The following is a 23302-nucleotide window of genomic DNA, read 5'->3' on the forward strand; positions in this document are numbered from 1 at the left end:
AAATGGGCTCCGCCAGAACGGATTCAGCGTCGATCAAACGCATTTACCCCTTGGCACATCGACGTGTCGATGAAATCGCCAAAACCTTCGGCCCAGCCGCCAGCCCCGTTGGTTTCCGAAAAACTCTCGATCTCTGAGCCCGCTATCGGATTGATAGCTGCCTGCGCATTTCCCGCCTGGGCTGAAGGCCGATTCGACGTCATAAAAATTGGGTCGGCTTTTTTTCAGCTACTTACAAAAATCAGCCGCCGGGCCGGGCAAGCGCGCGCTGCACCCTGTGGGGCTTGGGTTTACCATGGCCGCTCACCCACCCAGGAGAAGCCATGAAAAACAACCCCTCTGCGCGCCTGCGCGCTGTTGGCCCCTTTCTTGTCGCCGCACTGCTTGGCAGCCTGCTGCTGGCGGGCTGCGTCTCGGCGCCACCTTTTGCCTACAACGTGCCACAGCAGCCCGAAGGCGCTTCCGGTTACACCGAAAAACCGGGCTGGGCGACCTCCAAATTTGCCGTCGCTGCGGCGAACCCGCTGGCTACCGACGCCGGTTACCAGGTGCTCAAGGCGGGCGGCTCGGCGATTGACGCGGCGATTGCCGTGCAAATGGTGCTCACGCTGGTCGAGCCGCAATCCAGCGGCATAGGCGGCGGCGCCTTTTTGCTGCACGCCAGCGGCAGCACGGTCGAGGCCTTTGACGGCCGCGAAACCGCACCGGCCGCCGCCGATGAAAAACTGTTTCTCGGCGCCGACGGCAAACCGCTGGCGTTCATCGACGGCGTGATCGGCGGCCGCTCCGTCGGTGTGCCAGGCACCGTGCGCATGCTGGAGATGGCGCACAAGCAACACGGCAAGCTGCCCTGGGCGCAACTGTTTGTGCCGGCCATCACGCTGGCCGAAAACGGTTTCAAGGTCAGCGCGCGTCTGGCCGCCCTGCTCAAAACCGAGCAACACCTGAAAAAAGACCCGGTGGCGGCCGCGTATTTCTACCCGGTCAATGGTGAACCGCTGGCTGCAGGTGCGCTGCTGCGCAACCAGCCGCTGGCTGATGTGCTGAAAAAGATTGCGGCGGGTGGATCCAAAGCGCTGCTCGAAGGCGACGTGGCCCAGGCCATTGTCAACAAGGTGCAGCAACACCCGACCAACCCCGGCAAATTGAGCCTGGCCGACATGGCGGGTTACCAAGCCAAAAAACGCGATCCGATCTGCCATGACTACCGGGCCCAGGCCAGGGACTACCGCATCTGCGGCATGCCACCCCCCAGCTCGGGCGCAATTGCCATCGGGCAGATTCTCGGCATTCTGAACAACACCAATGCGGCCACACTGGCGCTGGGCACCGGCATGGGTGGCACACCCGGCACGGTGGGCGCCGCGCCCTCGGCCGACTGGCTGCACCTCTACACAGAGGCCTCGCGCCTGGCCTTCGCCGATCGTGCGCTGTACCTCGGGGACCCCGACTTTGTGCAGCCGCCCGGCGGCAGCTGGATGAGCCTGCTGGCGCCAGCCTACCTGGCCGAACGCGCCAAACTGATTGCCACCCAGCCCGGCGGGCAAAGCATGAAAACAGCAAAACCCGGCGTTCCCGGCGCTGTGAAGGTGGCCTACGCACCCATGCCTGCGCAGCCTGAATACGGCACCTCGCACATCAGCATCGTGGACGCCTACGGCAATGCGGTGGCGATGACCACGACCATTGAAGACGCTTTTGGCTCACGCCAGATGGTCCGGGGCTTTTTGCTGAACAACGAGTTGACCGACTTCAGTTACGCACCGACCGATGCCAGTGGCGCACCGGTGGCCAACCGCGTCCAGCCCGGCAAACGCCCGCGCTCGTCCATGGCACCCACCCTGGTCTTTGACAAAGCCACGGGCCAGCTGGTGATGAGCGGCGGCAGCCCCGGCGGCGCGCTGATCATTCACTACACCGCCAAAACGCTGTACGGCGTTTTGAACTGGGGCCTGATGCCGCAGCAGGCCATCAACCTGCCCAACTTCGCCTCGCTCAACGGCCCGACGCTGCTGGAAGAAAAGCGGTTTGCGCCAGCCACCGTGGAAGCCCTGAAAGCCCGTGGCGCCGAAGTGCGCGAGATGACCATGACCAGCGGCCTGCAGGCCATCGCACGTGGCCAGGCGCATGGCGCGCCGGTGCTGCTGGGCGGCGCCGATCCGCGCCGTGAAGGTGTGGTGATGGGGGACTGAGGCGTTAGTTATGCATCAAATCGGCCTGCAGCCCTTGTCCGACGGGCGCGAGTCGCTATCAATCTCGTAGCGCAGGGCCGACTTCTTCCACCTGCAGCGGATTGACCGGCGGCAGCTCAGGCGGCTTGTCGATGCGTTCGTATTCCGAGATCACCTGCGCGCCCAGCAGCAGCAGGGTCGCCGCGATCTCCAGGCTCAGCAGCACCACGATGGCGGTGGTTAGCGAGCCATAGACCACATTGACCTGCGACAGCGTGCTGAAGTACCAGACCAGCAGATGCCGCGTCACCTCCCACAGCAGCGCCGCCGTCACCCCGCCGATCAGCGCGTGTCGCCACGACAGCTTGCCGACCGGCATGACCATGTAGACCGAGGTCAGCAAAAAGACTTCGCCGGCCAGCCCCAGCAGGTAGAGCAGCAGGCCCGAGACGCCACTGAGCGACCATTCGCGCCCCAGCACATCTACGCTCTCCTCGCCCATGGCGCGCAGCCCGCCCGAAACCAGCGTCATCACCAGCAGACCCGCGCCCAGGCTGATGATGTAGCAATACGGCAGCAAGGCGGAGACGATAAAGCGCCGGCGCCGCACGGCAATGCGGTGCAAAAAAATCACCGACATGGCGTTTTCCAGCACGGTGAAGGCCAGCGAGCTGAAAAACAGCATGGTGGCGAGCAGCACCCAGCCGATCACGTCGCGGTGCTCAAGAAAGGTCGCGAGTTCGGCCACTACCGCGCGCGACTGCACCGGCATCAGCCACTCCAGGTAGCGGCCCAGCGTTTGCAGCAGCTCGGCCTGGTTGATCACATGCGACAGCGCAATCACCGCCAGAATCAACAGCGGAACAATCGACAGCAAGGCGTAATAAGCCACCGCCCCGGCCAACAGCAGGCCCTGGTTGGCGCGAAAACCCTTGAGCACCCGCCAGGCAAAGGCTGCGGGATTGGCCAGCACGTGGGCCGCCTGGTGGCTGAGGATCTGCATGGGCCGGGTAAAAGGAAAGAAGGAAGGCGGGTTCAGACGTCGATAGCCACCGCCGAGCCGGCCTGCTTGCGCAGCTCAAACTTCTGGATCTTGCCAGTGCTCGTCTTGGGCAGCTCGCCAAACACCACCGCACGCGGTACCTTGAAACCGGCCAGGTGTTTTTTGCAGTGCGCGACGATGTCCTGCGCCGTCGTGGTCGCGCCAGCCTTGAGCTCGACAAAGGCGCAGGGCGTCTCGCCCCACCTGGCATCGGGCCTGGCGACCACCGCTGCGGCCAGCACGTCAGGGTGGCGGTACAACACGTCCTCGACCTCGATGGAAGAGATGTTCTCGCCGCCCGAGATGATGATGTCCTTGCTGCGGTCCTTGATCTTGATGTAGCCGTCCGGGTACATCACGGCGAGGTCACCCGTGTGAAACCAGCCACCGGCAAACGCCTCTTCGGTCGCCTTCGGATTTTTCAGGTAGCCCTTCATCGCGATGTTGCCGCGAAACATGATCTCGCCCATGGTTTCGCCGTCTTGGGGCACCGGCTGCATGGTTTCGGGATTGATCACGCACGCGGCGCGCTGCAGGTGGTAGCGCACGCCCTGACGCGCGTTCAGGCGGGCGCGTTCGCCGATCTCCAGCGCCTCCCAGCCGTCCTGCACGGCGCACACCGTCGCCGGTCCATAGACCTCAGTCAGGCCGTAAACATGGGTCAGGTCAAAGCCCAGCGCCTCCATGCCCTCGATCATCGATGCCGGTGGCGCGGCGCCAGCCACCATGGCCTTCACGCCTTGAGGCAGGCCCGCCTTCATTTCGTCGGGCGCGTTAACCAACATCCCGTGCACAATCGGCGCGCCGCAGTAATGGGTGACGCCATGATCGCGGATCGCGTCGAAAATTGCGCCGACCTCGACCTTGCGCAGGCAGACATTGACACCGGCGCGCGCCGCCACCGTCCACGGAAAACACCAGCCATTGCAATGAAACATCGGCAGCGTCCACAAGTACACCGGGTGTTTGGGCAGGTCCCACTCGAGGATGTTGGACACCGCGTTGAGCGCCGCGCCGCGGTGGTGGTAGACCACACCCTTGGGGTTGCCGGTGGTGCCGCTGGTGTAGTTCAGTGAAATCGCGTCCCACTCGTCGCCCGGCAGGTGCCAGGCATAGGCGGCATCGCCGCCGGCCAGGAATTCGTCGTAACCGATACTGCCGATGCGCTCCACCTTGCCGGCGTACATCGTGTCTTCCACGTCGATGACGAGCAGCGGGGTGACCGACTTGCGCAGCGCAATCGCCTGCTGCATGACACCCGCGAACTCCGGGTCCACGATCACGACCTTGGCCTCGCCGTGGTCCAGCATGAAGGCCAGGGTTTCGGCGTCCAGCCGTGTGTTCAGCGCATTGAGCACCGCGCCCGTCGCCGGAATCCCGAAGTGGGCTTCGACCATGGGCGGCGTGTTGGGCAGCATCACCGCCACCGTGTCGCCCTTGCCGACGCCGCGCTGCTGCAGCGCGCTGGCGAGTTGGCGGCACCGGGTGAAAACCTCGGACCAGCTGCGGCGCAGGTCGCCATGCACCACCGCGAGCCGGTCCGGGTAGACCTCGGCGGTGCGCTCGATGAAAGACAGCGGCGACAGCGCCGCGTGGTTGGCTTCGTTGCGGGGCAGGTCCTGGTCAAAAATGCTGGGCATGTCAGGTGTCTCCGGTTTTCAGGGTTAGATGTGGCGATGGTAGCGGCAGAATTTGGTGCGGTCTAACTGGGATGCTGCGTTGGCTGGGGCTTTGTCCCCATCGGGTTTTACTGGTGCTGCTTGCGCTGCGGGCGGTACTTGGCCTGCTCGCCTGTTTCGCGGCGCAAAGCCCGAAAGCCGCACTCCAATTGGCGGATTCCAATCTCCTGTCGCAGGTCTTGCAGGTTGCTGCACGCCAGCCATGGTTGGTTGAAATGGCCAACGAGCGCCTCAACGGTATCGCCAGCGGTCCCTATATAAAAAACGCCACGCGGGACCTGTGCGACGGTGAAGGCTCATCAAGTAATACAAGAAGCTGACGGATGCCGACGGCTTGATGCACATCCTGGCCTAGGCAATCAACCTGGCGGGCAGAACCGCGCAGCACCATCCGCGACGCGCTAAAAAAAGTACCCGAGCATCGGGGCCTGATCAAGCTGTACGAGCCACCGTTCACCCCGACCCGCCACGAGGCGCTCGGGCCGGCAGAGTTACTGATGGCAGGCTATAGCCGGGAGGGCGTGCTGGTTCCGGCGCAGAAATAAGCAGTTGCGAGATAAGTGTGTAACGGCTCCTACCCCGCACATGGCGCCCTACGGAAAACCGGCGCCATGTGATAAATTTCACTCTTTTAAAAGATCTCCTTATGACAATCTCCAAATCACGACGCTTGGCGTGTATCGCTTTGTGCATGCTAGGGGCTACCAGTGCCGCCTTCGCACTGGACAAGCCCAAGGGCAAAGTCATTTTGACAATCTCCGGCAAGGTTGAATTTAAAAACGCGGGTGCCACAGCCGATTTCGACATGGACATGCTGGCCGCCCTGCCCCAGCACAGCCTCATCACCAAAACACCCTGGTATCCAACCGAAATAAAAATGACCGGCCCGCTGCTGCGTGATGTGCTCGCCGCCGCTGGCGCGAAAGGCACCGTCCTGACCGCCGCCGCCTTGAACGACTACAAAACCACCATCCCGGCCGAAGACGCCAGCAACTACGACGTGATCGTGGCGCGCCTGATGGACGGCAAACCCATGCCCGTGCGTAACAAGGGCCCGCTGTTCATCATCTATCCGTTCAGTGCGCACCCGGAGCTGCAGGTGGAGCGCTACTACGGCCGTTCCGCCTGGCAGTTGAGAACCCTGTCCGTCAAGTGACCGCATCGGCGCCCAACGCTATCCGCAGCCCCGAGCAGCGGTCTAACCGCTTGGTCCGTTGGGCGGGTGCCTCGCTGCTGCTTGTGTTTATAGCCATTGGCGGGGTGCAATGGTTCAAGCTGACGTACATCAACGCGCAGCTTATCGATAAAGGCGACAACACCCTCTGGGCGTATTTTCAACTGGAATCCGAATACCTGCAGGTACGCGATTTGCTGCGTGATGCCAACCGCGACCCAGACCATATCCAACTGGATGTACTCAGCGAACGCTACGAGATTTTTGTAAGTCGCCTGCCCCTGGTCCAACCCGGGCGCACCCAGGGTCTTCTGCCCACCCAGCCTGAGCACTTGCAGACGCTGGAGAAAATCCAGCAATTGATTACAGCAGCCGACCCGTACCTGTCAGCAAACGCTGGCGAACCCTTGCGTCCTGACGCGCTGCAAGCACTGCTGAAGCAAATCGAAGTGCTGAGCGAGCCCATTCACGCCTTGTCGCTGATGAGCAACGAACTGAACGCCAACCAGATTTCGGCGCGCAACCAGACCGTGCGTGAGCAAAACATGGTCAGCATCGGGCTGACCGTCTTTCAAATTTTTTTGACGCTGAGTTTTGCGGTACTGCTTTTGCGACAGTTTCGGGCGCTGGGCAGCAGCAATCGAAACCTCCAGGCCCAAAAGGAAGAACTGCGCCAGAGCACGGACCAGCTTCGCGACAGCGAGGCAACCCTGTCTGCCACCATCAATACCGCGCTGGATGCCGTGGTGCAGATGGATTCAACGGGCATCATCACCCGCTGGAATACTCAGGCAGAAGAAATATTCGGCTGGAAGCGAGAAGAAGCCATTGGGCAGATGCTGTACAGCACAATCATCCCGCCGCAGTATCGCGAGGCGCATATTCGCGGCATGACACATTTCCTGGCCACCGGCGTGGGGCCAGTCCTGAATAGACGAGTTGAGATTGTGGCCCAGCATCGCGACGGACACGAGTTTCCGATTGAGCTATCAATCAATCCACTCAAAATAGCCAACAAGCATGAGTTCAGCTCCTTTATCCGCAACATCACCGAGCGCAAGCAGCAGCAAGACGAAATCCTGCGTCTTAATGTCAGCCTCGAAGAGCGGGTGCAGGCGCTGCATAGCCAACAAGAAGAACTGCGCCAGAGCAACGAGGAGCTGGAAGAAAAGAACGAGCTGCTGGCAGAACAGAGGGTCGAGGTCGAGGCCTCCAAGCTGAAGCTGGAGGAGCGCGCCGAGCAGTTGGCTCTCGCCTCCAAGTACAAGTCGGAGTTCCTCTCCAGCATGTCGCACGAGTTGCGCACGCCGCTCAACAGCCTGCTCATCCTTGCGCAGCTGCTCACCGAGAACGCCGAGCACAACATGAGCGGGCAGCAGATTGAATACGCCAAGACCATCCAGGTGGCGGGCAAGGATCTGCTGGCGCTCATCAGCGATATCCTCGACCTGTCCAAGATCGAGTCTGGCACTGTGACACTGGACCGTCAGGACGTGTCGTTCGCCAACGTCGGCGAACAGCTCGAACGGGCCTTCCGCCATGTGGCGCGAAGCCGCAGCCTGGCCTTCGACGTGGAAATCGTACCCAGCCTGCCGCCGTCCCTCTACACCGACTCACAGCGCCTGCAGCAGGTGCTGAAGAACCTGCTCTCCAACGCGTTCAAGTTCACCCAGAAGGGTCAGGTCTCGGTGCGCGTAACACCGGTCGAGTCGGGTTGGAGCGTAGATCATGACGGGCTCAACCGAGCTCTGACGGTGCTCGGCTTCTTTGTCACCGACAGCGGCATCGGCTTGCCTGCGACGAAGCAGAAGATCATATTTGAGGCGTTCCAGCAGGCCGACACTGGCACCGCCAGGAAGTACGGTGGCACCGGCCTGGGGCTGTCTATCTCGCGCGAGCTCGCACGGCTGCTCGGCGGCGAGTTGCAGCTGGCGATGAGCTCGCCTGGCCAGGGCAGCACCTTCGTCCTGTACCTGCCGCTGCGCGCGCCCGAATCCGGGCAGGACGGTCGGAGCATGCCGAGAGTAGCCCACGGCAGCGGCGAGCGCCTGGAGCGGGACGGGGAATCCCTCGCTCCAAAGGTAACCAGGCCCAATCCCGCGGCCCGGGAGGCACCGCAAGCAAGCATGCCCCAAGAAACAACCAGCGGCCCTCCCGCCGCCCTCGACGACCGGACGGCAATCAAGCCGGCGGAGCGCACGCCGCTCATCGTCGAGGACGACACGCGCATCGGCAGCAGCCTGGCCGGCAAGAAGGTGCTGGTAGTGGACGACGACGTGCGCAACATCTTCGCCCTCACCGCGCTACTGGAACGCCACGAGATGGCAGTGATCGTCGCCGAGAGTGGCAGCTCCGCCCTCGAAGAGCTCGGCAAGAACCCGGGCGTGGCCATCGTGCTGATGGACATCATGATGCCGGCGATGGACGGCTATGAGGCCATGCGCCAGATCCGCCAGATGCAGCAGTTCGAGTCCCTGCCAATCATCGCGCTCACCGCCAACGCCATGACGGGCGACCGCGAGAAATGCATAGCGGCCGGCGCCTCCGGCTACGTTGGCAAGCCGGTGGATACCGACCAGCTTCTTTCGCTCCTGCGGGTTTGGCTGTGCCAATAACGTGCAGCTCACTGATCCAGAGGCGATCAAGGCTATCGGGCTCGGGAGTGCCGAATCGCTCCACGCTACGCTCTGCGAAGATCGGTACGAAGCGGTGGGCCTGGCGGCAAAGCTGTACCGGACAGTGCGATGAAGATTTGAACGCGACCGTGCTCAAACCAGAAGAAATCGGGCCGCATCTTATAGAATTAGGTCTGAAATGAGTCGCGAACAGGGAGACGAATGATGGATGTACCCAAGATCGAGGTCCCGGTGGGCGAGCGCGCTGTTGTGCTGATCGTGGACGACACGCCGGCCAAGCTGGTGGCGCTGGGCGGCATCGTCTCGGGCATGGATCTGGAGATCGTGACGGCAACCTCGGGCGAGCAGGCCCTGCGCCATCTCCTCAAACGGGATTTTGCCGTGATCCTGCTCGACGTCAGGATGCCGGTAATGGACGGCTTCGAGACCGCCACGCTGATCCGCAGCCGCCCGCGTTCGGAGTACACGCCGATCATCTTCGTCACCGCCGAGGCAAACTCGGAGGCCGATCGCTTCAGTGGCTACGCGCTGGGCGCGGTGGATATCATCTACTCGCCGATTATTCCCGACATCCTGCGCACCAAGGTGCGGGTGTTCGTCGACCTTTTTTACCTTCAACGCCAGGTACTGCTCCACAACGAGCAGTTGGAAAGCCTGGTGGAGCAGCGCACGGCGCAGTTGCAGGCAGCCAACCAGGAGCTGGTGGCTTTTTCGTACTCGATGTCGCACGACCTGCGCACCCCGCTGAGCGCGATCAACGGATTCAGCACCCTGCTCGGCAAGGAAATCGGTGCTGGCGCGGCCAGTGAGCGCAGCACGCACTACCTTGCCCGCATCCGTGCCGGGGCCCTGCAGATGGGTGAGTTGATTGACGCCTTGTTGTCGCTGGCCCAGCTCTCGCGGACCGACCTGCGCCGGGATAGGGTGGATCTGAGCGCCCTGGCCCAAACGATACTCAACGGTTACCGGGAGCGCGAACCCGGCAGGGTGGCGCAGATAGATATCCAGCCGGAGCTGGTGGTCGAGGGTGACCCGCGCCTGCTGCAGCAGGTCCTTGACAATCTGCTGGGCAATGCCTGGAAGTTCAGCGCAAAGCAGGCCCGCTCCGAGATCATGTTTGGCCATGAAAAAGCCAGCGCCGGCGAAACGGTTTACTTCGTACGGGACAACGGTGCGGGCTTTGACATGGCCTATTCGGAGAAGCTTTTTGGCGCTTTCCAGCGGCTGCACACAGCGGCCGAATTTGCTGGCACCGGCATTGGCCTGGCCACCGTGCAAAGAATTGTCATGCGCCACGACGGCAGAATCTGGGCCGAGTCCGCCCCGGGGCGCGGTGCCACTTTCTATTTCACGCTGGGCGACAGGTTCCTGAAAACGGGCTAACTGGCATGGCGACACGCCAACCCAAATGATGAAATTAATGCGCCATGCCAGTACCCTCACCCCGGCCCTCTCCCACAAGTGGGCGAGGGTGAGCAGCGTCGCTTCGCGAATTTCACGTTAAAAGCCCTGCGGCCAGCACCTGTTTCGAGGGAATGAATGCCCGAGAGAGGGGCAGCGAAGTACACGCGGAGACAAGCGTGGAGGCACAATACAGCTGTGGCCATTCCTTCAACATTCATTCAGGAGCTTTTGGCGCGCGCCGACGTGGTGGACATCGTCGGGCGTTACGTGCAACTCAAAAAGGGCGGCGCCAATTTCATGGGCCTGTGCCCCTTCCACGGCGAAAAATCGCCCTCTTTCAGCGTCAGCCCGTCCAAGCAGTTCTACCACTGCTTTGGCTGTGGCAAAAACGGCAACGCCATCAGCTTTTTGATGGACCATGGCGGCATGAGTTTTGTCGAGGCAGTCCACGATCTGGCCCAGCAGTGCGGCCTGCAGGTGCCCGAAGACGATGTCTCGCCGCAGGAGCGCGCCCGCGCCGCCCAGGCCCGCGAGCAGCAGGCGACCCTGACCAGCGTGCTGGAAAAAGCCGGCGTCGCCTACATCAAGCATTTGCGCAGCTCACCGCGCGCCATCGACTACTTCAAGGGCCGCGGCCTGTCGGGCGAGATCGCAAAAACCTTCGGGCTGGGCTACGCGCCCGAGGGCTGGCGCGCGCTGGCCAGCGTCTTCCCGGACTACAACGACCCGTTGCTGGTCGAAAGCGGGCTCGTCATTGCCGGCGAGCCGGGCGAAGAAAACGCGCAAGGCGAAGCCAAGCGTTACGACCGCTTCCGCGACCGCGTGATGTTCCCGATCCGCAATGTCAAGGGCGAATGCATCGGTTTTGGCGGACGCGTGCTGAGCGACGAAAAGCCCAAGTACCTCAACTCCCCCGAAACCCCGGTCTTCAGCAAGGGCCGCGAGCTCTATGGCCTGTTCGAGGCGCGCACCGCGTTGCGCGAACACGGCTACGCGCTGGTTACCGAGGGCTACATGGACGTGGTGGCGCTGGCCCAGCTCGGTTTTGCCAATGCGGTGGCCACCCTGGGCACGGCCTGCACCGCCGACCATGTGCAAAAGCTCTTCCGCTTCACCGACGCGGTGGTCTTCAGCTTTGACGGCGACGGCGCCGGCCGCCGCGCCGCGCGCAAGGCGCTGGACGCCGCCCTGCCCTTTGCCAGCGACGTGCGCAGTGTCAAGTTTTTGTTTTTGCCGCAGGAGCACGACCCCGACAGCTTTATCCGCGAGCACGGCACGGAAGGTTTTGCCGCCGCAGTCGCCAAGGCGGTGCCACTGAGCAAGTTCATGCTCGAAGCCGCTGCCGAGGGGTGCGAGCTCGACACCGCCGAGGGCCGCGCCCACATGGCCAGCAACGCGCGGCCGCTGTGGAGCCTGTTGCCCGACGGCACACTCAAACGCCAGTTGCTGGCAGAGATCGCCGACCAGGTGCTGATCGACAGCCGCGAGCTGCTGCAGATCTGGCAGCCTGCCACGGGGGGCTACAAAAAAAATAGCAACTCACGACCGTCTGGCAAGGGCCAGCGCCCTAAACCACCTGAAATTTCGGGCGCTGCGGCGCATTTTGAAGAGTTTTCCGGCAACTTTGCCGACCTGCACGATGAAGGCGCCTATGCCGCCTCGCTGCCCGATTATGGCGGCTCGGCCCGTCGCAGTGCGGGGGCTTCAACCAGCCACCGCCCCGCCCGCCGAATTGCGGGACGACGGATGTCGGCAAGTCCCGAAGACCGGGTGCTGCGCCTGATGCTGACCGAACCGCAAAGCTGGGACAAGCTCAGCGGGGAAGAGCATGTGCTGCTGTGCGAACTACCGGCGCCGCACGGGCCACTGTTCGTCTGGCTCGAGAGCCAGTTGCACGAGCACGGCCCGCAGCCCTGGGCAGCCTTGCGCGAGGGCCTGCGCGAACATGCCCAGGAAAAGTACGCTGTTGACCAGATCTCCGAGATCCCCGAAGGCATCGAATGCGACTGGAACGAAGCCCGTGCCATTCTTGATCGGCTGCTCGAAGCCAAGCTTGATCAGGAACAGAAAGAATTGAGCGAAGGCGGCGCGGAGACGCTGAAAGATCCCGTCAAAAGACAGCGCCTGGCTTTCTTGATGACCCGCACCAAGACCCGCGCGCCGGCCTGAAAAAAAGCTGGTTTCGGCCGGTTTTTGATGCCCAAAAATTAGGCAATCGGGTATAATCCGATTTTCCGCTACGGCAAGCGCGACAGCAGCACCTCCGGCACCCGCCCCCCGCAAGAACGGGACCTCACTGGTTGAAGGGCAATTTCTCCGCAAGGACTGCACACCAAATGTTCGCCCAAACAACTTGCCTGGGGGTCTGAAAAGACCCCTGAATGCCCAGCCATCCGGCCCCGGGCATTTTTTGTGCCTGCGCCCCGGTCTCTGCCGGTGCCGGGAACCCAGTCTGATTGAAGGAAGTTTTTCACATCGGGAGTTCGCCATGCCTGCTCAAAAGCCCAGCAAGTCCGCCAAAGTCGTGACCAAATCCAAGGCCGCAGCCAAACCTGCGGTCCGACAGCCGGTCAAAGCTGCCTTCAGCAGCAAGCTTGAAAAACCCCAGAAAACCGCCATATCCAGACCACTTCCCGGCAAAAAAGCCGCTGCGTCCAAAGCGCCCCTGAAATCCGAAAAGCCCGTCAAGAAAGTCCCGCCTGTGCCGACCAAGTCTCCCGCCTCCTCCACCAAACCAGCCGCTGCTGCTGCCAAAAAACAAGCGCCGCTGAAAGCCGTCCCGGTAGCGGCCGTTGCCGAAGTGCCTGTCAAAAAGAAGCCCGGCCGCCCGCCTAAAAACCCAGCCGCCGCCGTGGAAGCCGGTGGCGCCAAGCGCGGCCACAAGCCCAAAGACGCCAGCAAGCCAGGTGGCGACGAGGACATGTCCGACATCGAGGACGACCTGGTTGGCGAACCCGTGCCGGAGACGACAGAAAAGGTCAAACCGCTGCGCATGAAAATCAGCAAGGCGAAAGAACGCGCCTTGATGAAGGAGTTCGGCCTGGACGAAACCGTGCTGTCCGAAGAAGACATGGCCAAGCGCCGTGCACGCCTGAAGGCGCTGATCAAGCTCGGCAAAACCCGCGGCTACCTGACCCACGGCGAGATCTCCGATCACCTTCCCGACAAGCTGATCGACGCAGAAACGCTTGAAGCCGTGATCGTGACCTTGAACGACCTGGGCGTTGCCGTTTACGAGCAGACACCGGACGCCGAAACCCTGCTGATCACCGCCAACGCACCGGCAGGTGCCAGCGAAGAAGAGGCTGAAGAAGCCGCCGAAGCCGCCCTGTCCACCGTGGACAGCGAGTTCGGCCGTACCACCGACCCGGTGCGCATGTACATGCGCGAGATGGGCACGGTCGAGCTGCTCACGCGTGAAGGCGAGATCGAAATCGCCAAACGCATCGAGGGCGGCCTGATGCGCATGATGGAAGCCATCTCAGAAAGCCCGGCCACGATTGCCGAAATCCTGCGCCTGGGTGAAGACATCCGCGAAGGCAAGATCGTGATCTCTACCGTGGTGGACGGTTTTTCCAACCCCAACGAGGCTGACGATTACGTGGCCGAAGAAGACTTTGACGAGTTTGATGAAGAAGACGACGACGACGGCAAGGGCGGATCCAAGGCACTGACCAAAAAACTTGAAGAACTCAAGAAAGAAGCGCTGACCCGCATCGACACCATCGCCAGCCTCTTCGAGAAAGTCCACAAGACTTACGACAAGGAAGGCTGGGGCACGCCGACCTATGTGAAGGCGCAAAAGGCGCTCAGCGACGAGCTGATGACGGTTCGCTTCACCGCCAAGACGATTGAAAAACTGTGCGATTTGCTGCGCGGCCAGGTGCTGGACGTGCGCAAGAAAGAGCGCGAGTTGCGCCGCATCATCGTCGAGAAGTGCGGCATGCCGCAGGAGACCTTCGTCAAGGACTTCCCGCCCAACCTGCTGAACCTCAAGTGGGTCGAGAAGCAGGTGGCGGCCAACAAGCCTTGGTCCATCATCATGGCGCGCAACATTCCGCCCATCCAGGAACTGCAGACCAAGCTCGGCGAGTTGCAGGCCCGCGTGGTCGTGCCCCTGGGCCAGTTGAAAGACATCAACAAGCGCATGAATGAAGGCGAGACCAACTCGCGCGACGCCAAGAAAGAGATGATCGAGGCCAACCTGCGCCTGGTGATCTCGATTGCGAAAAAGTACACCAACCGCGGCCTGCAATTTCTCGATCTGATCCAGGAAGGCAACATCGGTTTGATGAAAGCCGTGGACAAGTTCGAATACCGCCGGGGCTACAAGTTCTCGACCTATGCAACGTGGTGGATTCGCCAGGCGATCACGCGCTCGATCGCTGACCAGGCGCGCACCATCCGCATTCCGGTGCACATGATCGAGACCATCAACAAGATGAACCGCCTGTCGCGCCAGCACTTGCAGGAGTTCGGCTTTGAGCCCGACGCCAGCATCCTGGCCGAGAAGATGGAGATTCCTGAAGACAAGATCCGCAAGATCATGAAGATCGCCAAAGAGCCGATCTCGATGGAAACGCCAATCGGCGACGACGACGATTCGCACCTGGGCGACTTCATCGAGGACAGCGCCAACACCGCACCGCTCGAAGCCGCCATGCAGGCCGGCCTGCGCGATGTGGTCAAGGACATTCTCGACAGCCTGACGCCGCGCGAAGCCAAGGTGCTGCGCATGCGTTTTGGTATCGAGATGTCGACCGACCACACGCTCGAAGAAGTTGGCAAGCAGTTTGACGTGACGCGTGAGCGTATTCGCCAGATCGAGGCCAAGGCGCTGCGCAAGCTCAAGCACCCTTCGCGTTCGGACAAACTGCGCAGCTTCATCGACACGCTGTAAAAAAGTTCCGGGGCTGCGATGCCGCGTCAAAGAGCCGCCACCTGTGCAACTCGGGTGGCGGCTTTTTTTATGCAGTCACAAGCGGCGGATTCAAGTACAAAGTGCAACAAATGGGAGTGTAATGGCTGCATTTTCAAGCCATAGAAGACCTCGTGCGGCGTCAGGTAGGTACCTGTGGGCCTGCTCCTTGCCAATCAGGGGTTCTCGTCTTCTGCCTTGGCCTCCAGCACCACCAGCGGAAAGCCCTTTTCATCAAGCAGCAGGAAGTCTATAAAACCCTTGCTGGTGGCTTCAAAGTCATTGCCCATCGCATCGACCTGAGCCTGCGTGAGCTTGACATTGGGCTCCAGCGCGATGTTGGCTTTGCCCTGCGGGTCGTCGAAGAAGCGCCAACCGGCCGCTTCGAGCAGCTTGTTGATTTTGATACGTGCCTGGGCTTCTTTAGACATTTGCGCTGTATGTATTCAGGCCGGAGGGCAGACGGGAATGGCAGCTCAAGAGCCACCGGTCCACGGTCACGTCGAACCCACGTAACCACGACTGCTGAAGTAGCGCATTTGTCGTGAACCTGGCTTTTTGCTCTGGCGTCATGTCCCCTCCCCTTGCCTGTGATTCTAGGACCAACACCCGCTGCGGAAGGATTGAGAGACAAATTGGCATCCAGCCCTTGAACGACGGGCGCGAGCAGCTACACTATTCATAGCAACACGGGGGACGGGTCAGGTAGCGCGTTTCAACGTCACCGCAAACCCCCGCTCCACCCCTGGCCGCGCCATCATCCCCCGGTACCACCGCTGCACCTGCGGAAAATCCGCCAGGTCAATCTTGTGCCGCTCATGCCGCCAGGCCCAGCCGATGATGGCGAAGTCGGCAATGGACAGCCCTTCTCCGGCGAAGAAGGCGTTGCCCGCCAGGCGGCGGTCCATCACGCCATAGAGGCGGCGCGTCTCGGCCATGAAGCGCTCCAGGCCGTAGCGACGGTCGGCTTCGTTTTCCAGCGCGATGAAGTGGTGCACCTGGCCGGGCATGGGGCCGAAGCCGCCCATCTGAAACATCAGCCACTCCAGCGCGGCGATACTGGTGTCATGACACACCGCCCGTCCACCTTTGCCGCATGTTGTATCGCCCTGTTGCTGGCGGCTGTCAGCAGCTTCGCCGTTGCCGCGCCGCCTGCCAACGACACGCTGCGCATAGGCTCCAAGCGTTTCACTGAGTCCTACATCCTGGCGCAGGTGCTGGCGCAGACGGCTGCGCCGCACACGCCCACGCCGCCTTCGGTGCTGCAGGGCCTGGGCAACACGGCGATTGTTTATGCGGCGTTGCGCTCGGGCAGCATTGACCTGTACCCGGAGTACGTGGGCACCATCAGCCAGGAGATCCTCAAGGGCGATGCGTCCATGACCACGGCGGCCATGAATGCGGCGCTGGCGCCGCTGGGCCTGGGCGTGGCGGTGCCGTTGGGTTTTAACGACGGCTACGCCCTGGCCATGCGTGAAGACACGGCGCAGCGCCTGGGCATTGCTTCGCTCAGTGATCTGGTTCAGCACCCTGCCCTCAAGCTCGGCCTGTCGAACGAGTTCATGGGCCGCGCGGACGGCTGGCGCGGGCTGGCGCAGCGGTATGGCGCGCCGCAAACCCCGGTGGCGCTGGACCACGGCCTGGCCTATGACGCAATCGCGCAAAAGCAGGTGGACGTGATCGACATCTACACCACCGACGCGAAGATTGGCCACCTGGGCCTGCGCGTGCTGAAAGACGACAAGACTTACTTTCCGCGTTATGACGCGGTGCTGCTTTACCGGCTGGATGTGCCGCAGCGCTTTCCCAAGGCCTGGGCGGCGCTGCAAAAGCTTGAAGGCAGCATCAATGAGACGGCCATGATTGCCATGAACGCGCGGGCCGAGCTGCAGGGCGCGGCGTTTGATGTCATCGCACGCGATCACCTGGCCGCCAAGGCCGGCGGCGCACCCACCGCAACTGCGAGCACCGGCGCAGACCCGGCGCAACGCGGCTTCTGGGCCAAGCTGTTCGGCCCCGATCTGGCGCGGCTGACGCGCCAGCACCTGGCACTGACATTCATCTCGGTCGGGCTGGCGGCGCTGATCGGCATTCCGCTGGCGGTGTGGGTGTTTCCGCACCCGCGCCTGCGCGCCGTGGTGCTGGGCGCGACCAGCCTGCTGCAGACCGTGCCTTCGCTGGCGCTGCTGGCGATGCTGATCTCATTGATGGGCGTGATTGGTACCGTGCCGGCGCTGATTGCGCTGATGCTGTACGCGCTGCTGCCCATCATGCGCAACACGGTGGCAGGCCTGGGTGAGGTCTCCGGGGGCTTGCGGCTGGCGGGCGAGGCGCTGGGCATGACGGCCAGCCAGCGCATGCGTCTGGTCGAGCTGCCACTGGCGCTGCCGACCATCATCGCTGGCGTGCGCACGGCGACCGCCATTGCGATTGGCACGGCGACGATTGCGGCCTTCATTGGTGCGGGCGGCTACGGCGAGCGCATCGTCACGGGGCTGGCGCTGAACGACGGCCAGTTGCTGCTGGCCGGCGCCCTGCCCGCCACCTTGCTGGCGCTGCTGAGCGAGGCCCTGTTTGAGGGTGTGGACTGGCTGCTGAGACGGCGGCGCATGCGCTGAAGTCGGCATCGTCATCGGCGCGTGGACCGGAGCCCCTGCAGACCTTGCCAAAAACTGCCTTGTTGGCCAGGCCTTATAGTCAAATCGGCTGCTGGCCCTTGGTGGCTGTGCGCTACCAGCTATCAAAACAGGAGTGGACCCGCAGTGCTGCGGGTGAGCGGTCGGCCAGTCCTTGACGCGGTGAGGCGGCGAAGCGATCAGGCGGCGCGTTTGAGTGGCACCGCAAAACCGCGCACCACGGCGGGCCGCGCCATCAGTGCCTGGTACCAGCGCTGCACGTGCGGGAAGTCGGCCAAATTGATCTTGTGCCGCTCATGCCGCCAGGCCCAGCCGAGGATGGCAAAGTCGGCGATGGACAATGCTTCACCTGCAAAGAAGGCGTTGTCGGCCAGGCGGCGGTCCATCACGCCGTAGAGTCGGCGCGTTTCGGCCATGAAGCGCTCCAGGCCGTAGCGCCGGTCGGCTTCGCTCTCCAGCGCGATGAAGTGGTGCACCTGGCCGGGAATGGGGCCAAAGCCGCCCATCTGGAACATCAGCCACTCCATCACGGGCACACGTGCGCGCAGGTCTTGCGGCCAGAACTTGCCGGTCTTCTCGCCCAGGTAGTGCAGGATGGCGCCGGACTCGAACACGCTGATGGGTTGGCCGCCCGGGCCGTCGGGGTCAACGATGGCGGGGATCTTGTTGTTCGGGCTGATCTTCAGAAAGGCCGGGGCGTTCTGCTCGCCCTTCGTGATGTCAATCACCTGCACTTCATAGGGCAGGCCCATTTCTTCCAGAGCCACGCTAACCTTGCGGCCGTTGGGGGTGTCGAAGGCATAAAGCTGGATGGTCACGTGGTTTCCTTGGATGAAGTGGGGGCCGACCTGGCGGCGCCTGCTGGTGCAGGCCGGAGCCAGCGCTGGCTGGCAGCGATCAGGCCTATCAGCAACAGGCCCGCGACGTCGCTCATCCAGCCCGGCTTGATGAGCACCAGCGCCGCCACGATGAGCATGATGCACTCCCACCAGCGAGCCGGGCCAAAAAAGAAGTAGCGGTGCAGCCCGCCGGCCAGACAGATCACGCCGATGGTCGCAGTCAGCGCGGCCAGGCTCACGGTGAAAAAATCACCCCTCAGCAGCAGTGAGGGAGAAAACACAAACATGAAGGGAATGATGTAGCCGGTCAGCCCCAGCTTGACGGCGGCCCAGCTGGTTTCCATCAGCGTGCCGCGCGAGATGCCGTTGGCCGCATACACCGCCATGGCCACCGGCGGCGTGATGGCTGACAAGACGGCAAAGTACAGCACAAACAGGTGGGCAGCCTCCACCTGCACGCCCAGCTTGACCAGCGCCGGCACCAGCAATGCCACCTGCACGATGTAAGCCGGCGTGGTGGGCAGGCCCATGCCCAGCAGAATGCCTGCCAGCATGGTGAGGACGAGCGCAAGAAGCAGCGAGTTCTGCGACAGGGCCAGCACCACGCCAGTGAAGGCCAGGCCCAGGCCGGTGAGCGTGATGGTGCCAATCACCATGCCAGCGCAGGCGCAGGCCAGCGCCACCACCAGGGTGTTGCGCGCGCCGGACTCCAGCGCCTGCACAATCGCCTGCCAGGTGAAGGTGCCGCGTGTGCTGGCGCGCAGCCAGGTGGTCGGAATCACCGAGCCAATGCCGCACAGCGCCGAGAAGGCGGCACTGCGCCCGGCCAGCAGCACCACCACAATGACCACCAGCGGCAGGAACAGGTGGCCGCGCTCGCGCAGCACCTGCTTCAGGCGCGGCAGGTCGGCCTTGGGCAGACCAACCAGGCCAATGCGCCTGGCCTCGAAATGCACAGCCATGAACACCGCCACGTAATACAGCAGCGCGGGCAGCACGGCAAAGCCGGCCACAGTGAGATAAGAGACACCAAGAAACTCGGCCATCACAAAGGCCGCTGCGCCCATGATGGGCGGCATGAGCTGGCCTCCGGTGGATGCCACGGCCTCGACTGCGCCGGCAAAGGCGGGGCGGTAACCGGTGCGCATCATCAGCGGAATGGTGAAGGTGCCGGTGGTCATGACGTTGGCCACGGCGCTGCCCGAAACGGTGCCAAACAGGCTGCTGGTGATCACCGCCACCTTGGCCGGCCCGCCCGAGGTGTGGCCGGCCAGGGCCAGCGCGAAGTCCATGAAAAGCTGGCCAGCGCCGCTGCGCTCGACAAAGGAGCCGAACAGGATGAACAGCATCACGTAGGTGGCCGAGACGTAGAGCGGAATGCCGAAGATGCCCTCGGTCGTCAGGTAGAGCTGGTCCAGCATGATGCCGGCACTCTGGTGGCCCAGCGTCAGCCCGTAGGCCATGAAGACGATGGCCGTGATGGGCAGCGCCCAGCCGGTGGCGCGCCGCGTGGCTTCCAGAATGAGCACGATCAGGGCGCCGCCAAAGATGTAGTCGGCGATGCGCGGATCGTCGACGTAATACATGCGGTTGTGGATGTAGTCCAGCGTCAGGCTGGGGTACAGGGCTGCGGTGGCAGCGGCCAGCGCCAGCAGCAGGTCCGTCACGCCAACCCTGGCGGCCTGGCCATTGCGGCCGGGCATGACCAGAAAGGCCAGAATCAGCGCGAAGGCGATGTGCGAACCGCGCATCACGTAGGCGTCGGGCGGGCCGACAAACGCCACGTACAGGTGGAACACCGACATCAACACCGCAACCACGGTGATCAGCCAGCGGGAGACAGACACGGGAATCGACATCATGGGCGAACTCCGGCGCCGTTGGGCGCCACAAGGTGGCGGGAGTGCCTGGGGCGCCGGCAAAAAAGCGGCGCCGCTGGCAGCCGCCAGCACGCGCCGCGCCGGGCCTAAGCTGACTTACAGAACGCCAGCTTCCTTGTAGAAACGGATGGCGCCCTTGTGCATGGGCACGCCGATGTCTTCGGCCATCATCTTGGGCGTGGTCGAGGCCATGGCCTTGGCAATGGCAGCGAGGTCGGCCTTGTTCTCGACCATGGCCTTGAGCACCTTGTAGACGACGTCAGCGTCGAGGTCGCAGCGCGCAATCATGTGGGTGGCGTAGCCGATGGTGGGCACGTCCTGCGTCTGCTTGGGGTAGCTGCCAGCGGGAATGATCAGCTTGGTGTAGCCCGGGTTCAGCTTGCGCATGGCCTGGAACTTGTCTTCCGGAATCGCAACCAGCTTGATGTCGCGCGCCGAGGCGAGGTCCATGATGGCCGAGGCCGGCACCGTGGTCCCCAGCGTGAAGGCCTGGGCGTTGTTGTCTTTCATCAGCGACACCGCATCGGTGTAGGACACATAACTCACACGCGACATGTCCTTGTATTTCAGGTCGTAGACCTCGAGCGACTGCTGGCTGATGAACTCGGCCGTGTTGCCCTTGGGCTGCACCGCGAGCGACTTGCCCCTGAGGTCACCAAGCGAGTTGATGTTGGCGTCGGCATTGGCCACCACTTGATAAAACTGCGGGTACAGGGTGCCCATGTTGCAGACGTTTTTGGTGGGCGTGTCAAAGGGTGTGCGGCCGGCCACACCGTCCACGGTGGAGATCGAGTTGCCAAAACCCATGTCGGCCTTGCCGCCGTTGACACCCTTGACATTGGCAATGCCGGCGCCGGGCAGCACCTGCACATTGACGCCGGCCTTGCTGGCCATGTTGGCGATGGCGCCACCCAGCGGGTACCACGAGCCGCCCTGGGGTCCGGTCATCAGCTTGATCTGCTGCGCCTGCGCGCCTGCAGCGCCACACAGCAAGGCTGCCAGGACCAGCGCCGCCTTCTTGCTGCGTTGGCCGCCGGGGGCGGTGGAAATAGTGTGAGTGTGCGCGGCCTGGGGCGCGCGCGAAATGGGAAGGTTCATTGACATGGTTTGTCTCCTGTGTCGTTGTTGTCATGAATGCAAGCAGTCATCCGGCTGCTCGATGAGTCCAGTCCTCTGGCGGTACATGCAATGCTAAGTGTGCATTCAATCGGCGGGTAAGGTCAATGCTGGATAACGCGCAGACCGGGCAGCCATGCAGAGACACGGGATTTCCCGGAGTCTGCATAAAAAAATGGCCGCAGCCCTTTTACTTATTGCGCAAGCAGCTATCTATTCAGGAGCATGCAGCGGCTGGCAGCAGTTCAGCCCCAGGGCCAACGGGGAAACCAGAACTTTGCGACGGTTCATGCTCATGACGTCTCCTTACGTTTTTATCGGGGCTCTCAGTCTCAGACTTTAGCCACTTCGTGGTTGGCCATCAGCTCCAGCGCCCGCACCAGCGCCGAGTGGTCCAGGTCCTGCATGCCGTTGGCGCTGCAGACCTGCATCAATTGCGCGGCACCGGCGGTTTGCGGCAGCGCCACGCCCAGCGTGCGTGCACCGGCCAGGGCCAGGCCCAGGTCCTTCTGGTGCAGGCCGATGCGAAAGCCGGGGTTGAAAGTGCGTTTGATCATGCGTTCGCCGTGCACCTCAAGGATGCGCGAGGAGGCGAAGCCGCCCATCAGGGCCTGGCGCACCCGGGTCGGGTCGGCGCCGGCCTTGCTGGCAAACAGCAGCGCTTCGCCGACGGCGGCAATGTTGAGCGCCACAATGATCTGATTGGCAACCTTGCAGGTCTGGCCGTCGCCGTTGCCGCCAACCAGGGTGATGTTCTTTCCCATCAGTTCAAACAGCGGTTTGACGCGCTCAAACGCTGCTTCGGGCCCGCCAACCATGATGGTCAGGCTGGCGGCCTTGGCACCGACTTCGCCGCCGGACACCGGCGCGTCGAGGTAGTCGCAGCCGAGGGCGTTGATCTTTTTCGCAAAGTCCTTGGTGTCCATCGGCGAAATCGAGCTCATGTCGACGACGGCCTTGCCCTTGGACAGGCCAGACGAAACGCCCTTTTCGCCGAACAGCACCTTGGCCACATCGGGCGTGTCGGGCAGCATCATGAAGATGATGTCGGCCTTTTCAGCGACCTCCTGGGCCGAGGCGCAGGCGGCCGTCTGGCTGCCGAGCAGGTCGGCCGGTACCTTGCTGCGGGTGTGCAGAAAGACCTCGTGCCCGGCCTTGATGAGGTGTGCGGCCATAGGTGCGCCCATGATGCCCAGACCGATAAAACCCAGCTTGCTCATTGAAAATTCTCCTGTGCTTTTGAAAAATGAGGTGATGGCTTTCGGGCCGTGATCAGGCAAGGTACTTGTCGCGCAGGACTTGCGTGGCGCCGCGAAACACGCCGAGGTCGCTGCCGACACCGACAAAGGTGGCGCCCATCGCCATGTAACGGCGTGCATCGGCTTCGACCGGCGCGAGGATGCCCGTGGGTTTGCCGCTGGCTTTGGCGTCGGCAAACACGGCAGCAATGGCCGCCTGCACTTCGGGGTGACCGGCGTTGCCCAGATGCCCCAGGCCTGCCGCGAGGTCAGACGGGCCGACAAAAATGCAGTCCACCCCGTCGAGTGCAGCGATGTCGCGTGCTGCGGCAATCCCGGCCCGGCTTTCAATCTGCACCATCACGCAGATGTGGTCGTTGATCGATTTGAAGTAGTCGGGCACGGTGCCATAGCGGTTGCTGCGCTGCGACACCGACACGCCGCGTATGCCCTGGGGCGGATAACGGGTGGCGGCCACTGCGCTTCGGGCCTCGTCCACGCTCTCGACAAAGGGTACGAGGAAGTTGTAGAAACCGGCATCGAGCAGGCGCTTGATCTCGACCGCGTTG

16 protein-coding genes and 1 pseudogene are annotated in these 23302 nt (G+C 62.7%); 8 read left to right on the forward strand and 9 right to left on the reverse strand.

The features are described 5' to 3' along the window. The first annotated feature begins 323 nt into the window (after positions 1–323). The gene (locus tag ACESMT_RS18310) at positions 324–2192 is read left to right on the forward strand and encodes a gamma-glutamyltransferase family protein (RefSeq protein ID WP_372828026.1); all 1869 of its coding nucleotides are present in this window, start codon (positions 324–326) and stop codon (positions 2190–2192) included. Positions 2193–2250: 58 nt separating this feature from the next. Here ACESMT_RS18310 and ACESMT_RS18315 read toward each other — a convergent pair whose 3' ends face one another. Both ACESMT_RS18315 and ACESMT_RS18320 read right to left on the reverse strand, forming a co-directional pair. Then, positions 2251–3174 (reverse strand): YihY/virulence factor BrkB family protein, encoded by a 924-nt coding sequence (locus ACESMT_RS18315; RefSeq protein WP_372828027.1) that lies wholly within the window; start codon positions 3172–3174, stop codon positions 2251–2253. 32 nt (positions 3175–3206) lie between these two features. Then, on the reverse strand, positions 3207–4853 hold the full coding sequence (locus tag ACESMT_RS18320; protein ID WP_372828029.1) for an acyl-CoA synthetase: 1647 nt from the start codon (positions 4851–4853) through the stop codon (positions 3207–3209). A gap of 71 nt (positions 4854–4924) precedes the next feature. On the opposite strand from ACESMT_RS18320, the gene ACESMT_RS18325 reads away from it, so the two are divergent. The 6 genes from ACESMT_RS18325 to rpoD all read left to right on the forward strand — a co-directional run bounded on the left by ACESMT_RS18325 (position 4925) and on the right by rpoD (position 15006). Beyond that, positions 4925–5212 carry a hypothetical protein gene (locus ACESMT_RS18325; RefSeq protein WP_372828030.1) on the forward strand — a complete coding sequence of 96 codons (288 nt, stop codon included), beginning with the start codon at positions 4925–4927 and terminating at the stop codon, positions 5210–5212. A 326-nt stretch (positions 5213–5538) separates the two neighbouring features. Then, on the forward strand, positions 5539–6048 hold the full coding sequence (locus ACESMT_RS18330; RefSeq protein WP_372828031.1) for a molybdopterin-dependent oxidoreductase: 510 nt from the start codon (positions 5539–5541) through the stop codon (positions 6046–6048). Beyond that, positions 6045–8681, forward strand: a complete 2637-nt coding sequence (locus ACESMT_RS18335; RefSeq protein WP_372828032.1) for a response regulator — start codon at positions 6045–6047, stop codon at positions 8679–8681. Before ACESMT_RS18330 ends, ACESMT_RS18335 begins: the two co-directional genes overlap by 4 nt. A 225-nt stretch (positions 8682–8906) precedes the next feature. Next, on the forward strand, positions 8907–10085 hold the full coding sequence (locus ACESMT_RS18340) for an ATP-binding protein (RefSeq protein ID WP_372828033.1): 1179 nt from the start codon (positions 8907–8909) through the stop codon (positions 10083–10085). 216 nt (positions 10086–10301) lie between these two features. Next, positions 10302–12275 (forward strand): DNA primase, encoded by a 1974-nt coding sequence (gene dnaG / locus ACESMT_RS18345; protein WP_372828034.1) that lies wholly within the window; start codon positions 10302–10304, stop codon positions 12273–12275. A gap of 319 nt (positions 12276–12594) precedes the next feature. After that, entirely contained in the window at positions 12595–15006 is a 2412-nt protein-coding gene (gene rpoD / locus ACESMT_RS18350; protein ID WP_372828035.1) for an RNA polymerase sigma factor RpoD, read from the forward strand. Between the two features lie 194 nt (positions 15007–15200). Here rpoD and ACESMT_RS18355 read toward each other — a convergent pair whose 3' ends face one another. Together ACESMT_RS18355 and ACESMT_RS18360 are read right to left on the reverse strand one after the other, a co-directional pair. Then, on the reverse strand, positions 15201–15455 hold the full coding sequence (locus ACESMT_RS18355; RefSeq protein WP_372828036.1) for a hypothetical protein: 255 nt from the start codon (positions 15453–15455) through the stop codon (positions 15201–15203). A 270-nt stretch (positions 15456–15725) separates the two neighbouring features. Then, a pseudogene (locus ACESMT_RS18360) lies at positions 15726–16082 on the reverse strand (glutathione binding-like protein); the annotation flags it as partial. A gap of 9 nt (positions 16083–16091) precedes the next feature. Between ACESMT_RS18360 and ACESMT_RS18365 the strand changes: the two are divergent. Continuing rightward, positions 16092–17642 (forward strand): glycine betaine ABC transporter substrate-binding protein, encoded by a 1551-nt coding sequence (locus ACESMT_RS18365; protein ID WP_372828037.1) that lies wholly within the window; start codon positions 16092–16094, stop codon positions 17640–17642. Between the two features lie 197 nt (positions 17643–17839). Here ACESMT_RS18365 and ACESMT_RS18370 read toward each other — a convergent pair whose 3' ends face one another. The 5 genes from ACESMT_RS18370 to ACESMT_RS18390 all read right to left on the reverse strand — a co-directional run. Further along, positions 17840–18478 (reverse strand): glutathione S-transferase family protein, encoded by a 639-nt coding sequence (locus ACESMT_RS18370; protein WP_372828038.1) that lies wholly within the window; start codon positions 18476–18478, stop codon positions 17840–17842. Then, the gene (locus tag ACESMT_RS18375; protein WP_372828039.1) at positions 18475–20361 is read right to left on the reverse strand and encodes a TRAP transporter permease; all 1887 of its coding nucleotides are present in this window, start codon (positions 20359–20361) and stop codon (positions 18475–18477) included. The genes ACESMT_RS18370 and ACESMT_RS18375 overlap by 4 nt, the downstream gene beginning before the upstream one ends. Positions 20362–20475: 114 nt before the next feature. Continuing rightward, on the reverse strand, positions 20476–21483 hold the full coding sequence (locus tag ACESMT_RS18380) for a TAXI family TRAP transporter solute-binding subunit (RefSeq protein WP_372828040.1): 1008 nt from the start codon (positions 21481–21483) through the stop codon (positions 20476–20478). Between the two features lie 344 nt (positions 21484–21827). Beyond that, positions 21828–22715 (reverse strand): 2-hydroxy-3-oxopropionate reductase, encoded by an 888-nt coding sequence (gene glxR / locus ACESMT_RS18385; protein ID WP_372828041.1) that lies wholly within the window; start codon positions 22713–22715, stop codon positions 21828–21830. Positions 22716–22767: 52 nt separating this feature from the next. Then, on the reverse strand, positions 22768–23302 hold a 535-nt coding region (locus ACESMT_RS18390; RefSeq protein WP_372828042.1), incomplete at its 5' end, for an aldolase/citrate lyase family protein.

The organism is Polaromonas sp. (assembly GCF_041689105.1).
In the GTDB taxonomy this organism is placed as follows: Bacteria; Pseudomonadota; Gammaproteobacteria; order Burkholderiales; family Burkholderiaceae_C; genus Polaromonas.